The sequence below is a fragment of the Rhizobium sp. AN5 genome (genome assembly GCF_900215255.1).
Lineage (GTDB): Bacteria > Pseudomonadota > Alphaproteobacteria > Rhizobiales > Rhizobiaceae > Agrobacterium > Agrobacterium tumefaciens.
Window position 1 is genome coordinate 1,443,511 of record NZ_OCMJ01000003.1, and the last position, 14,561, is coordinate 1,458,071.

Annotated in this window: 11 protein-coding genes and 1 pseudogene; 6 read left to right on the forward strand and 6 right to left on the reverse strand. The window is 61.6% G+C overall.

Features of this window, described 5'->3' with window-relative positions:
* Position 1: 1 nt before the first annotated feature.
* Positions 2-880: a hypothetical protein gene (locus CRP02_RS10085; protein ID WP_097170976.1), complete on the reverse strand. Its 879-nt coding sequence runs from the start codon at positions 878-880 to the stop codon at positions 2-4.
* Between the two features lie 129 nt (positions 881-1,009).
* The gene (locus tag CRP02_RS10090) at positions 1,010-2,056 is read right to left on the reverse strand and encodes a GlxA family transcriptional regulator (protein WP_179783978.1); all 1,047 of its coding nucleotides are present in this window, start codon (positions 2,054-2,056) and stop codon (positions 1,010-1,012) included.
* Between the two features lie 85 nt (positions 2,057-2,141).
* On the opposite strand from CRP02_RS10090, the gene CRP02_RS10095 reads away from it, so the two are divergent.
* From CRP02_RS10095 to purU, 6 genes are all read left to right on the forward strand, one after another.
* Positions 2,142-3,395 (forward strand): sarcosine oxidase subunit beta family protein, encoded by a 1,254-nt coding sequence (locus CRP02_RS10095; protein WP_097099560.1) that lies wholly within the window; start codon positions 2,142-2,144, stop codon positions 3,393-3,395.
* 11 nt (positions 3,396-3,406) lie between these two features.
* Positions 3,407-3,727, forward strand: a complete 321-nt coding sequence (locus CRP02_RS10100; protein WP_097099559.1) for a sarcosine oxidase subunit delta — start codon at positions 3,407-3,409, stop codon at positions 3,725-3,727.
* Positions 3,724-6,714, forward strand: a complete 2,991-nt coding sequence (locus tag CRP02_RS10105) for a sarcosine oxidase subunit alpha (protein ID WP_097170977.1) — start codon at positions 3,724-3,726, stop codon at positions 6,712-6,714. Before CRP02_RS10100 ends, CRP02_RS10105 begins: the two co-directional genes overlap by 4 nt.
* 13 nt (positions 6,715-6,727) lie before the next feature.
* A complete protein-coding gene (gene soxG / locus CRP02_RS10110; RefSeq protein ID WP_179783979.1) occupies positions 6,728-7,282 on the forward strand; it encodes a sarcosine oxidase subunit gamma family protein in 555 nt (184 codons plus the stop codon).
* A gap of 17 nt (positions 7,283-7,299) precedes the next feature.
* The gene (gene glyA, locus CRP02_RS10115; protein ID WP_097099556.1) at positions 7,300-8,568 is read left to right on the forward strand and encodes a serine hydroxymethyltransferase; all 1,269 of its coding nucleotides are present in this window, start codon (positions 7,300-7,302) and stop codon (positions 8,566-8,568) included.
* 90 nt (positions 8,569-8,658) lie between these two features.
* Positions 8,659-9,543: a formyltetrahydrofolate deformylase gene (gene purU / locus CRP02_RS10120; RefSeq protein ID WP_097170979.1), complete on the forward strand. Its 885-nt coding sequence runs from the start codon at positions 8,659-8,661 to the stop codon at positions 9,541-9,543.
* Between the two features lie 24 nt (positions 9,544-9,567).
* On the opposite strand, the gene CRP02_RS10125 is transcribed toward purU, so the two are convergent.
* The 4 genes and pseudogenes from CRP02_RS10125 to CRP02_RS10140 all read right to left on the reverse strand — a co-directional run bounded on the left by CRP02_RS10125 (position 9,568) and on the right by CRP02_RS10140 (position 14,497).
* Positions 9,568-11,661 carry a mechanosensitive ion channel domain-containing protein gene (locus CRP02_RS10125; protein WP_097170980.1) on the reverse strand — a complete coding sequence of 698 codons (2,094 nt, stop codon included), beginning with the start codon at positions 11,659-11,661 and terminating at the stop codon, positions 9,568-9,570.
* Positions 11,658-12,275, reverse strand: coding sequence for a ParB-like protein (locus tag CRP02_RS10130; protein WP_097170981.1), 618 nt, complete (start codon positions 12,273-12,275; stop codon positions 11,658-11,660). Before CRP02_RS10130 ends, CRP02_RS10125 begins: the two co-directional genes overlap by 4 nt.
* A pseudogene (locus CRP02_RS10135) lies at positions 12,259-13,882 on the reverse strand (SulP family inorganic anion transporter). Before CRP02_RS10135 ends, CRP02_RS10130 begins: the two are co-directional and overlap by 17 nt.
* A gap of 219 nt (positions 13,883-14,101) precedes the next feature.
* The gene (locus CRP02_RS10140; protein WP_003518141.1) at positions 14,102-14,497 is read right to left on the reverse strand and encodes a cupin domain-containing protein; all 396 of its coding nucleotides are present in this window, start codon (positions 14,495-14,497) and stop codon (positions 14,102-14,104) included.
* Between the last annotated feature and the right edge of the window lie 64 nt (positions 14,498-14,561).

The window sequence follows — 14,561 nt, forward strand, 5'->3', positions numbered from 1 at the left end:
GTCAAAGCTTGTAGTCTCGAACGGTCGCAACGCCGAACGGATTGAATTTGTATTCGTCCTCCTCATACCGCGTGTCATCGGACAGGTCGGCACGACGATCCTTCACGGCCGCTTCAACGCCGTCGCGGGTCATTTGATCGGCAATATCGTCAATCAGCGCGGCGATCTTCAGTTGCTCGCTATTTGTTGAGGGCTGCTGCTGGTCTTTTCGGGTGAAGTGTATCTCCACGTCAGGCAATCCGACCAGATGAAAGCCGACGCTCCCCATTCCGTCGGCATCGCCGCCGATGGGCCGGCGCGCGAAGGCTAGACGGCAGGTTCTGGCGAATGCCAGGGCGTCGTTTGCTGCCGCGTTACGGCGCGACTGTTCGAAGAGTTCCTTCCACCGCTGCGCGCCATGGGCAACGCCGGCGCTTTCACCCTTTACGGCAACTGCGCCACTATCGAGCATGTGGTGCACGAACATCAGGGCTTTCCCACAGGTCGCCACGGCTGTTTCCGCGGCCATTGACGGGCCAAGCACATAAAGAACCGAGCCGTGGCCTGCGACTGCCTCCTCGTCACTCTCCTGATAGGCGTCCGGCTCGACACGGTCCCAGCAGACATTGAAGGAGCGCTCCATCCTGTCGTCCGGTTCATCCTGCGAATAATCCTCATCGAGACTGAAATCGCCGGCAAATTTATCGATAGCGGCGCGAGCGCTCTGCTGCAGCGCTGCCAGACCATTTTCCGGGCCGAGAAAACAAAGGACATGGCGGGGTTGGTATTCGGAGCGGGATTCGGCAACTGCCGGAACGTTGCTCGCGGCCTTGCCGACAGACGGTCTTCCCAGCACAAGGCCACCTAAAAGCGCGAGAACGCCACGACGCTCTGAATTCATCCCATACCCCCCACGGCTTCCCTAAACAGGATCGAGGACTTTTATACCTGTACGTGCAAGTCTGACCATATCAATTACATTGATCTATTTTTTGCAGGGTCCGGCTTTTCGCAGGCGAACAGCAAAGCCTTAGGGTTGCGGCAACAACACGCCGACGGCGAATTCTTCGTCCGTTGTCGTGTGGCCAATCTGCGTCTTGCGATATTCGCTGGGGCTGAAGCCGCGCTCGGCACGAAGTGTGCGGGAAAGGTGTGGCGCATCGCAAAACCCGGTGGCGAGCGCAATCTGGGTGATCGGGTCCCGCGTGGTGCGCAGGAGGGAAAGGGCGCGGTCGAGCCGCAGCTCGAGATAGACTTTGGAGGGCGTTGCCTTCAGGTCTCCAAGGAAACGCCGTTCGAGACTGCGTCGGCCAAGGCCGAGATCGCGCGCAAGTTCCAGCACGGTTCTCGGAACCTCGATGTTCTGCTGCATGCGCAGGATCGCCTTTCTGACCAGGGGATCGGTTGCCGTTCTGGCGCTCTGCTGGCCGGGCTGGGGTTTTTCGCCGCTGAGCGCACTGTCGATCATCATGATATTAAGGCTTTTGATGGCGGCCGACTGACCGACATGGCGCTCCACAAGGAACGCCGCCAGATGCGCAGCGCCATGGCCGCCCGAACAGGTCAGGCGGTTGCGATCTATGACGAAGAGCTGGTCGGAGACCATCTGCTCGGCGTCGAAGCGGTCGAGAAAATCCTGATGGTGGAACCAGCTCACGCAGCAGCGATAACCATCCAGCAGGCCGGCTTCATGTAGAATAAAAACGCCGGTGCAGAGCCCGACAAGGGGAGTGCCCGCTGCCGCACGGTCTTTCAGGAACCGTAATGCCTCCGGCGGCAGGGCGCTGTGGTCGCTAATCAATCCGCCGACAACGACGATATAGTCGTAATGCACGGCGTCGATGAGCCGCGTATCCGGTTGCACCTTCACACCACAGCTGGATTGCACATTGCCGAGGGTCGCCGACAGCACGGACCATTCGCACAGGATCGGCCGGGAACGGTCAGCCTCGTCGGCAGCAAGACGCAGCACATCGACGAAATTGGCGAAGGCCGACAGCGTGAACCGGTCGGCGAGCAGGAAGGCGACGCTGAGGCGTTTCTTGGCGCGATGAGAGCTCATGGCGCAAATATTCATGCAAACAGACGCTATTGTCCAGCCCGGCCGCTATAAATCTCCGTAGGCTTTTGAATACCGAGAGTTCCAACCAGCAGGCCCGCTCATGACGCGTTTTAATGCCTTCAATCTCTTGCGGAATGCCCTGACCGGCCACAAGAACTGGGACGAGCAATGGCCCGATAGCCAGCCAAAAGCCGAATATGACGTGGTCATCGTCGGCGCCGGTGGGCACGGTCTGGGTGCGGCCTATTATCTGGCCAGCCAGCACGGTATCACCAATGTCGCCGTCATCGACAAGGGCTGGCTCGGCGGCGGTAATACCGGCCGCAACACGACCATTATCCGCTCCAACTATCTCTACGACGAAAGCGCGCGTCTTTACGATCACGCCGTCGATCTGTGGGAGAACTTGAGCCAGGAGCTGAATTACAACGTCATGTATTCCCGGCGCGGCGTGCTGATGCTCGCCCATAATGTCCACGACGTGCAGAGCTTCAAGCGCCACATCCATTCCAACCGTCTGAACGGTGTCGACAATCGCTGGCTGAGCGTCGAGGAGTGCAAGGAATATTGCCCGCCCTTGAGCATATCGCCAAACGCCCGCTACCCGGTGATGGGCGGCGCGTTGCAAGAGCGGGCGGGAACGGCGCGTCACGATGCGGTTGCCTGGGGTTATGCCCGCGGTGCTGCTGCCCGTGGCGTCGATATCATCCAGAATTGCCCGGTCACCGCCATTCGCCGCAATGCCGACGGGTCCGTCGCGGGTGTCGAGACGGCGCGGGGTTTCATCAAGGCGAAGAAGGTGGCGGTTTCCGCTGCCGGTCACACCTCGGTGGTCATGGATACCGCAGGCGTGCGCCTGCCGCTCGAAAGCTATCCGCTGCAGGCTCTGGTATCCGAGCCGATCAAGCCGATCTTCCCCTGCGTGGTCATGTCGAATGCGGTTCACGCCTATATCAGCCAGTCCGACAAGGGCGAGCTGGTGATCGGTTCGGGTACGGACCAGTACACCTCCTATTCGCAGCGCGGCGGCCTGCCGTTGATCGAACATACGATCGCCGCCATCGTCGAAATCTTCCCGATCTTCAACCGCATGCGGATGCTGCGCAAATGGGGCGGCATCGTCGATGTCACGCCGGATCGCTCGGCCATTCTCGGCAAGACGCCGGTCGACGGGCTTTATGTCAATTGCGGCTGGGGCACGGGTGGTTTCAAGGCCACGCCGGGCGCTGCCCACACCTTCGCCTGGACCATTGCGAAAAACGAACCGCACCCGATCAACGCGCCTTTCACGCTGGAGCGTTTCCGCTCCGGCCGCCTGATCGACGAGGCCGCCGCCGCTGCCGTGGCGCACTGAGGAGCTAACCCATGCTGCTGATCCGTTGCCCCTATTGCCATGAAACGCTGCCCGAAGCCGAATTCACCTATGCCGGGCAGGCCCATGTCGTGCGCGCGGCCGACCCCTCATCTCAGAGTGATGAACAGTGGGAAGAATTCCTGTTCATCCGCGAAAACGCTAGGGGTCCGCATTTCGAGCGCTGGCGGCACCTGCATGGCTGCGGCCGCTTCTTCAATGCGGTGCGCGACACGGTGAGCGACCGTTTCCTGACGACCTATAGCGCAGGCGAGCCGCGTCCTGATCTCTCCTCCCTATCCAGCGCACCAGCCAGCTCCGAGGTGTCGAAATGAGTTCCTATCGCGTTTCCGGCCGTGGCCGGGTGGATGCCGCCCGCTCGGTAAGCTTTACCTTCGATGGGAAGACCTATCGCGGTGTAAAGGGGGATACGGTCGCCTCTGCGCTTCTCGCCAATGGCGTACATCTCATGGGCCGCTCGTTCAAATACCACCGCCCGCGCGGGCCAGTCGCTGCGGGTTCCGAGGAGCCGAATGCGCTGATCGGCACCCGCCGCGGCTCCGGCCGGTTCGAGCCGAACACGCGCGCCACGGTGCAGGAAATCTGGAGCGGGCTGGAAACCACCTCGCAGAACAAATATCCGAGCCTGAAATTCGATATCGGCGCAGTCAACGATATGGCCTATATGCTGTTTTCTGCGGGCTTTTACTACAAGACCTTCATGTGGCCGAAGAGCTTCTGGAACAAGGTCTATGAGCCCTTCATCCGCGCGGCGGCCGGTCTTGGCGTCTCGCCCACGGAAGAAGACCCCGATACATATGCCTCGCGCAACCTGCATTGTGACGTGCTGATCGTCGGCGCCGGTCCTGCGGGTCTTGCTGCGGCGCGCGCAGCGGCGGTCGATGGTCTCAAGGTCGTGCTGGTGGATGAAAATGCCGAAGTCGGCGGGACGCTGCTGTCCGAGCCGCAGGCGCAGATCGACGGCCAGCCAGCATGGAACTGGCTGGCGGACGAGTTGAAGGCGCTGAAGGAGCGCGGCGTCAGGGTCATGACCCGCACGACGGCGATTGCCTATTACCACCAGAACATGATCGGCCTTTGCGAAAAGCTGACCGACCATCTCGAAACCGTGCCCAAGGACATGCCGCGTGAACGCCTGTGGCGGGTGCGGGCGCGCCATGTGGTGCTGGCGCAGGGGGCTCTCGAAAAACCACTGGTCTTCCATGGCAATGACCGGCCGGGCGTGATGCTGGCGGGCTCCGCCCAGACCTATCTGAACCGCTACGGCGTCAAGGTCGGCAACAGACCGGTGGTGGTGACGAGCCATGACAGCGCCTGGTATGCCGCCTTCGATCTTCATGGCGCAGGCGCGCGGGTGCAGGCCATCGTCGATACCCGTGCGAAGGTGCGCGAGGAACTGGTGAACGAGGCGCGCGCGCTCGGCATTCCGGTGCGGCTGTCGCATACCGTGACGGCGACTTCGGGCCGGCTGCGTGTCAAATCGGTCCGCGTAAATCCGGTGAATGGCTCCACGGTCGGCGCGGGGCAGGAAATCGCCTGTGATGCGTTGCTGATGTCTGGCGGCTGGACGCCGTCGCTGCATCTGTTTTCCCATACGCAGGGCAAGCTTGCCTGGGACGACCAGCGGACCACCTTCCTGCCGGCCATGACCAATGAGGATTGCGCGATTGCCGGCGCCGGGCGCGGGCTTTGGGGCATTGAAGCGGCGCTGAAGGATGGCACCGAGCAGGGCCGGAAGATCGCTGCAGCCCTGGGCAAGACGGGCGATGCCCGCGACTATGCGGTGGAGCACGACCGCACCGGCAGCGGCGTATCGCTGACGGAATTGCCGAGCGATCGCGATGCCGGCAAGGCAAAGGCTTTCGTCGATTACCAGAACGACGTGACCGCCAAGGATCTGCGGCTGGCCGTGCGCGAGGGCATGCGCTCCATCGAGCACGTCAAGCGCTACACCACCAACGGCATGGCGACCGATCAGGGCAAAATGTCCAATATTAACGGTCTCAACATCGCTGCCGAAGCGCTCGGCAAACGCCAGCCGGAAGTCGGCCTGACGACCTTCCGCCCACCCTATACGCCGACGACCTTCGGCGCTTTCGCCGGTTATCATCGCGGCCAGCATTTCGAGGTGACGCGCAAGACGCAGATCGACGGCTGGGCTGAGGAACATGGTGCGGTCTACGAACCGGTCGGCCAATGGCGGCGCGCCTGGTACTTCCCCAAACCAGGTGAAGACATGGATGCGGCAGTCGGCCGCGAATGCCGGGCGGTGCGGCAAAGCCTCGGCATGTTCGACGCCTCGACGCTCGGCAAGATCGAGGTCGTCGGGCCGGATGCGGTCGAGTTCATGAACCGCATGTACACCAACCCGTGGTCGAAGCTCGCACCCGGCCGCTGCCGTTACGGCCTGCTTCTGGGTGATGACGGCTTCATTCGCGACGACGGCGTCATCGGCCGCATGACCGAGGATCGCTTCCACGTCACCACCACCACCGGCGGTGCGGCAAGGGTGATGAACATGATGGAGGATTACCTCCAGACCGAATGGCCGGATCTCAACGTCTGGCTGACTTCCACCACCGAGCAATGGTCTACCATTGCGCTGAACGGCCCGAATGCGGCAAAGCTGCTCGCTCCGCTGGTCGAAGGCGTCGAGCTGACGGAAGAGGCTTTCCCGCATATGTCCTGCGCGGAATGCACGGTGGCCGGCATGCCGGCGCGGCTGTTCCGGGTGTCGTTCACCGGCGAGATCGGCTTCGAAGTCAACGTGCCGGCGCCGCTTGGCGGCAAGCTCTGGGAAATCCTGTGGGAGGCTGGCCAGCAATACGGCATCACCGCCTATGGCACGGAAACCATGCATGTGCTGCGTGCCGAAAAGGGTTACATCATCGTCGGCCAGGATACCGACGGCACGGTCACGCCCTATGATGCCGCGATGGGCTGGGCGGTGGGCAAGACCAAACCGGATTTCGTCGGCAAGCGCGGTCTCGCTCGCCCCGATCTCGTCGCCAAAGGCCGCCGTCACCTCGTCGGTCTTCTGACCGAAGACCGCTCGAAGCTGGAAGAGGGCGCGCAGATCGTCTTCGATCCGAAACAGCCGATCCCGATGAAAATGGTCGGTCATGTCACCTCATCCTATCATTCGGATGCGGTTGGCCAGCCGATTGCGCTGGCGCTGGTCGAGGGCGGCCATGAGCGGATGGGCGAGACCGTCTATATTCCGATGCCCGAACGCACGATTGCCGCAAAAATCACCGGGATGGTCTTTGTCGATCCCGAAAACACCCGCCTGAAGATCTGACCCGGAGATGACAATGAACATGCGCGTTTCCTCCCCCGTTCCCGGCACGCTGGCCGAGAGCAAAGCAGCCCGGGTCAGCATATTGGCCGCGCAAGGGCGGCTGTCGCTGCGTGCGCGCGGCGATCTGGTACCGCTCAATGCAGCCCTTGGCCTGACCTTGCCCGACCGGATCGGCGCTCGCACTGCTGCAGGCGAAATCGAGGCCGTGCGCCTTGGGCCCGACGAATGGACGATCCTTGCTCCCGTTAGCGCGGTCGACGGGTTGATTGCGGTCTGCGCAGGCATTTATGCCGACCATCCGCATAGTCTCGTCGATATTTCTGGGCGGGAAGTGACGCTCGCGATCAAGGGGCCGCTCGCCGCCGAGCTTTTGACACTCGGCTGCGCCCGCGACATCGACACCATTCCGGTTGGCGAGGCCCGCAGAACGATTTTCGATGGCGTGACCGTGGTGCTGTGGCGCGATGCGCCGGATGGTTTCCGTATGGATATCTGGAACAGTTTCGCGCCGCATCTCGGCCATTTGCTTGAAACCGGCTGCAAGGAACTTGCCGCCGAAATCGCCTGATCCTTGAGGAGGAAACAATGCTCAACCGTCTGTCCCATAATGCCGTTTCGGATACGGTGATCGCCGACGCCATCGCCGAGGAACTCGATCGCCAGAAAACCCAGATCGAGCTGATCGCTTCGGAAAACATCGTGTCCGCCGACGTTCTAGCGGCGCAAGGCTCGGTGCTGACCAACAAATATGCCGAAGGTTATCCCGGCAAACGCTATTATGGCGGCTGCGAATTCGTCGACAAGGTCGAGCAGGTCGCCATCGACCGGCTGAAGCAACTTTTCGGCGCGGAGTTCGCGAACGTTCAGCCGCATTCCGGCGCGCAGGCCAATCAGGCGGTGTTTCTGGCGCTTCTTCAGCCGGGCGACCGGATCATGGGGCTTTCGCTGGCCCATGGCGGCCACCTGACCCACGGTTCGCCGGTCACCATGTCGGGCAAGTGGTTCGATGTCGTCTCCTATGAGGTGGATGCCGAGACGCATCTGATCGATATGGAAAAGGTGCGGGCAAAGGCGCTGGAGACGAAACCGAAGCTGATCGTCGCAGGCGCCTCGGCCTATCCGCGTCAGATTGATTTCGAAGGCTTCCGCAAGATCGCCGACGAGGTAGGGGCCTATCTGATGGTCGATATGGCCCATTATGCCGGCCTGATCGCTGGCGGCAAATATCCAAATCCGGTGCCGCACGCTCATGTCGTCACCTCCACGACCCACAAGACCCTGCGCGGCCCACGCGGCGGCTTCATCCTGACCAACGACGCCGATCTGGCGAAGAAGCTGAATTCGGCCGTCTTCCCCGGCAATCAGGGCGGCCCGCTGATGCATGTCATCGCCGCCAAGGCCGTGGCCTTCGGCGAGGCGCTGAGGCCGGACTTTGCCGACTACGCCGGTCAGGTCATCGCCAATGCACAGGCTCTGGCGCGAGTGCTGACGGATGGCGGTCTGGGGATCGTTTCTGGTGGAACCGACAGCCACATGGTTCTGGTCGATCTGCGTCCGAAGGGCGTCACCGGCAAGGTTGCCGAAATCGCGCTTGAGCGGGCAGGCCTCACCTGCAACAAAAACTCCATTCCCAACGACCCGGAAAAGCCCTTCGTCACCTCGGGCATCCGGCTCGGCAGTTCGGCCGGCACCACGCGCGGTTTCGGCGTGGCCGAATTCGAGCGGATCGGCGTGCTGATCCTGCGCGTCATCGACGCGCTGGCTGTCAGTGCCGAAGGCAATGCTGAAATTGAGGCGAACGTGCGGGCCGAGGTTGCAGCGCTGTGTGAGGACTTCCCGATCTACGGCGCGTAACACGCTATTATCGGTCTCGTTAGCCATGATCGGGCAGGGCGGCATCACCGCCAATGTGCCCGATCGCTGATCCATCAAGGGGAGCAGGATTTGACCAGCTATGTCATGAAAGTCTCGTGCCCGGCACGCAGCGGCATCGTTGCCGCCGTGTCCGGATATCTCGCGCGGTCCGGCTGCAACATCAACGACAGTTCGCAATTCACCGACCTGGAAACGGGCCGCTTCTTCATGCGGCTGAGCTTCGTTTCTGAAGAAGGGTTGGAACCCGCTGCTCTCGTCGCAGGGTTCGCTTCCGTCGCCGCCGACTTCGACATGGAATACGATATCCATGATCTCTCGCGGAAAACGAAAGTCGTGATCATGGTTTCACGATTCGGCCATTGCCTGAACGATCTGCTCTATCGTTCCCACATTGGTGCATTGCCTGTGGAGATTGTCGCTGTCATCTCCAATCACCTCGAATACCAGAAGCAGGTGGTGAACGAGGATATTCCCTTTCACCACATTCGCGTCACGCCGGAGACGAAACCGGAAGCCGAGGCGGCCATACTGCAGGTGGTGCGCGATGCAGGCGCGGAACTCGTCGTGCTGGCGCGATACATGCAGGTTCTGTCGGAACGGCTGTGCCAGGAAATGTCTGGCCGCATCATCAACATCCACCATTCATTCCTGCCTTCCTTCAAGGGCGCAAACCCTTACAAGCAGGCCTATGAGCGGGGCGTGCGACTGATCGGCGCGACGGCCCATTACGTCACCGCTGATCTCGATGAAGGCCCGATCATCGAACAGGACACGATCCGCGTCACCCATGCCCAGAGCGGCATGGATTATGTGAGCCTCGGGAGGGACGTGGAAAGCCAGGTTCTGGCGCGCGCCATTCATGCCCATATCCATCACCGTGTCTTCCTCAACGGCAACAAGACCGTGGTTTTTCCCGCTTCGCCGGGCGAATATATGTCCGAACGAATGGGCTAAGGTTGGGGCGCGGCTGCCGGTGGCCTATTCTTCCACCGGCCCCGTCCCGTCGCCTGCTTCGGGCTCCTGTGGCCGCGCGCTTCGTGTAGATGCGGGATAAGCGCCCGCCATGCTCGCGAACTGGATGTCGTTTTGCGCAAAGGCATCCTTCAGCATCGAATAGGCCTTGCGGCGCACCATCGAGGATTGCCCGCCGGCGCGCAGCATCATGCCGAAACCAAGCGTCATGCCATATTCGCCGAATTGCTCGACGCCCTTCAGCTTGACGGTTTCCATCAGGAACTGTCCGAATTCCGGGTCTTCCTTCAGCACCTTGCCGATCTCCTTGGTAATGGCCCGGACCTTGGCAATGTCAGTATCGAAGGCGACGGTGACGAGGAATTTGTCGATCGACCAGTCGCGGCTCATATTTTCGACGGCGCCGAGCGATCCGAACGGCACGGTGAAAATCGGGCCGCGATGGTGCCGCAGTTTGACAGAGCGGATGCTGAAGGATTCCACCGTGCCGCGGTAGGAACCGCTCTGGATGTATTCGCCGACGCGGAAGGCGTCGTCGATCATGTAGAACACGCCGCTGATGATGTCCTTGACCAGCGTCTGCGAACCGAAACCGATGGCGATGCCGAAGATGCCGGCGCTTGCCAGCAGTGGCCCGATATTGACGCCGAGTTCCGAAAGCGCCGTCATCACTGCAACCGCGGCGATGATGATGCCGAGCATGTTGCGCAGGATCGGCAGAATGGTCAAAAGCCGGTCATCTTGCGGCTGGCCCCCGCCCGGTTGGCCGCTCGTCGGGTTGCCGGCGGGTGTACTCAACTCCAGCCGCCGTGCGATCATCGACTTGATGGCGATCCAGACGAGATCGGCAAGAAGCAGGATCAGCGCCCCGTGCAGGACGCCGACGACGATCGACGTCAGCAATGCGCCATCGGGCAGGGAATTCGGATGGGCGCGCACGAGGAAGATCAGCCACAGGATGGCAGTCCCGACGATTGCAAGCCGCACGCCTCGCTCGACCAGTACCGGGCGAAGATCGCTTTCCCCATAGGTGCCGATGTCGGTTGCCAGCTTTCGCGCCGCGATGCCAAGCGTCGAGGCAAGGCCGGGTAGAACCAACGCATAAAGCCCGATCCAGAACAGGACCCCGGCGCCGGCGAGCCGCAACCCGAAGAGGATGATGAGGCCGAAGATCAGCGCGACATCGATTGACCTTGCCCGCTCCGAACCGGGATCGCCGACCGGCCGACGCCAGATCCAGATGCATGCGAGCAGGAACAGCAGGCCGACCATGGCGGAGGACAGAAGCCCGAGCGTATCACGCGGGACATCGAGATTCTCGAGCGTCCTGAGCAATGCCCAGAAGACGCCGGCAAGCGTCAGGAGCCATGTCCAGCGGACGATCCAGAAATCGCGCCGGGCATTGGCCTCGCGGCCAACGACCCGCCGCAGCAGGCCCGTGAAGGCAAAAAGCAGCGGCAGCACGATGCTGGTTGCAAGCCAGGGCAGGAGAACGGCGCTCAGCAAAGGTGACCACTGGATGGCAAGGAACATGGCGGTGGCAGCAATGCCGTAGCCGAAGACGGGCAAAAGCCTCCGCGATACGACAGCCGAGGCCTCCTTGCCGATATCCGCGCCGTTCCTGCGGGAGGCCTGCATCGCTATGATCCGGTTCGTGGCAATACCGCCGGCAAGGCCCGCACCGAACAGGATGGATACATGCAGCAAAAAGACGGCTGCACCGTAGTTGCTGATCTCGTCGCAAAGCCTTCCCAGCGCCGCGATGATCTGCGTGGACATGCCGGGCAGGTCCCTTGTGAGACGGCCTAGGTGTTCGCGCCGCTTGCTTGCCCATTGGTCGAGATCGCTCAACTGGCTCTGCGGCGTCAGTTCTGGCGGCTGCTCTGTGCCGGCTGCTGCAAGCTTCTGTGTGAGAAGGGCACGAACATCGTCCTGTCCCAGAAGCTGTAGCAACTGGTCGACTTTCTGCTCTGTCGTCTGTTCCGTAGGGGCCGGTTTCGCTGGCGGCGGCAGTTCCTGCGCAGGCAGGCTCGCCGCGCCCAGCACGAAAACTGCGATGGCAGCCGCCATCAATCGGAAAAGGGAGGGAAGGGTGGTCATCGGTCCGCTCCACACCATCCAGGCAGATGCCGCGCATCGCGCGAGCGTGCCAGTTGCATCGCTTCCTCCACAGCGTCCTCGAAGGAATGTCGCAGCTTCTTGCCACCCACCCGGCGGCGCAGGAAATCCGCCCAGAGGAATTCACTGAAGGGAGCGTTTATTTTGGCAAAACCGCCAGCATCGCGAACCGCGCCGGCCAGCGCGCGGAAGGGATCGTCCTCGAGATCGACGATCCGTTTGGGAAGGTTTTCGATGGGATGGCGCACGCCATCCACACCGAAAGGATAGACGAAGTTGCGATGGTCCATCACCGACCAGAATTCCTGCCGGCCGAGATGGGAAAGATCGGCAACGATGCTGGTCAGGACATGTTTCACGCCTTCCTCATGCAAAGCCAAAGCGAGGTGGTGGTGGTCCACCAGATAAAGACGTTGTTTGTGACCAAGGACGACGGGTACCATGTGGTGTCCGAGGAAGTCGGCTCCCTTTTCCTCACGGATGGCGGCCCATTGCCGGCGCTTGTCCTCCACCTCGCGCAGACCGACTGTCATCTGCGTTGGTTTGAGTGAGGTGATTTCAACCGGGGTGAGATGCGGTTCAAGATTGTGTGGCACGGCTGTCCTCCCGATGCATGGCCGCCGTCACGGCATCATCGACACTGAAATTGCTGCGCGCCACCATGTCGGATCCGCCGCCGGCAAGCAGCAGATCCTGCACATGGTCGTGCATGCGGGCATAATAGACCACGATGCTGCTGCGCTGCATCGAACTCCAGCAACGCATCAAGCGCGGTGGAATCCAGTTCGAATGTTTCCTCAAGGCTGACAATCGCGATGTGCAGTTCCGGCCGCGCAACGATGTATTTGGTAACGGCGGCAAGGATCGGTTCCGCATTGCCGAAGAAAAGCGGCTGTGCGGGCCGGAGAATAATCATGCCTGACACATCCTTCGCATCCGGGTGGCGTTCCATGTCGACAAAGTCGTGGCTTTTGCCTAGCCGGCCAAGATGCATGACGTGCGGTAGCGAAAGCCGGCGAACGAAGACGGCGAAGGAAAGGGCGACGGCGACAAGCATGCCGTTCAGCACACCGAAGGCAAGTACGCCGGCTGCAGCGGCAAGTGCCAGATAGGCGTCGTTGCCGAGCCGCCATAAACGGATGATCGGCGCGGGGTCGAGCGCATGCAGCAGCGCCACGGCAATCACGGCGGCAAGGACCGCTTCCGGGATGAAAGCGAACCAGCTGGCGGCGAGCAGGCTGAAGACCGCAAGGCCGATTGCGGCGATGGCAGAGGCAAGCCGGCTTTGCGGCCCAACCGCCTCGCTTGCTGCGCCTGCGGAAAAACCCGCACCAACCGGCATGCCCTGCATGGCGGCACTGGCGATATTGGCAAACCCGAATGCTCTGAGTTCGCGATTGGAATCGACAATCTCGCCATGGCGAAGCGAAAAGCTTCGGATGGTGCCCCATGATTCCGCAAAGAGAATGAGGACGAGCGGCGGCGCGAAGCGGGCAACATGCGCGACATCATCGAGCGACACCGAAAACGGGCCGGCCCATATGCCGGCAAGATCGATCTGGCCGACGACGGCGACGCCGCGACTTTGAAGGTTGAGCAGGATCGAGATGGCAATGCCTGCCACGATGACGACGAGGCTGCCGGGAATGGCGGGACGCCTGCGCAGGAGAAGCAGCACGGCAAGTGCCGCAACGCCGACGGCGATGCTTTCAAGGCTCCAGTCCTGCGGGCGGGAGAGGATTTGCAGGAGAATGGAAAGCGGCTCGCCCGACTGCGCCTTTATCCCGAAGAGGCTCGGCAATTGCTTTATGGTGATCAGAATGGCGAGGCCGAAGGCAAAACCGCGCAGCACCGGGCGCGAGATCACACTCGACAGGGCGCCGAGCCGGGTGGCAGCCGCAAGCAGAAACAGCAGGCCCACCAGAGCGACCGCAATGGCAACGAGCAGCATCTTTTGCGCTGGTGTGACCGAGAGCGTCGCAAGCATTGCCGCCAGGATTGCGGCGGAGGAGGATGTGGGCGAGACGACCGCAAAACGGCTCTGGCCAAAAATGGCATAGACGATGCAGCCCATGATGGCGGCAAGGATGGCGTGCTGGGCCGGAACGCCGGCAATCCCCGAATAGGCGATCGCTTCGGGTAACATCAGGCCGGCAATCGACAACCCCGCCACCACATCGCGCCGGTTGAGTGTCATGGGCATGGAATTGCAACCGCATTGGCGGCAATAAGGGCAAGGACAATTCCACCGGTTAAGATCACGATTCTCCACCATGTTCCCGCGACGCGATGAAGGTTCACCCAATGCGCATACGAGTCAAAGTTTAAATCGCGCCCCCGAAATATTTCGGCCCTTCCGGATGTTGCTTAACGCTGGAGATCGTCCGGCAGGCAGGACGAGCGCCATTTCGGCCAGGCCGCTTCAGCCACCATACTGATCGTCCGTGACGTGCTCCATCCAGTCCACGACCTTGCCGTCTTTCACTTCCTGAAGCGCGATATGCGTCATGGCGACATCGGGTGCCGCCCCGTGCCAGTGCCTTTCGCCCGGTGCGAACCACACGGTATCGCCGGGGCGGATTTCTTCCACTGGGCCACCCTCGCGCTGCACCCTTCCAAACCCTGAAACCACGATCAGGGTCTGTCCGAGCGGGTGCGTGTGCCATGCGGTTCGCGCGCCTGGTTCGAAGGTGACCTGAGCGCCCTGCACCCGCTCTGCATCGAACGGGTTGAACAGAGGATCGATACGGACCGTGCCGGTAAACCATGCCTCGGGGCCTTTGGTTGAGGCCCGTGTTCCCGCGCGCAATATTTCCATGGTCATTCTCCTGACTGGTATCGTGTGGGGGGATTTGAAGCGGGAATGCCTCTCTTGTCCACTG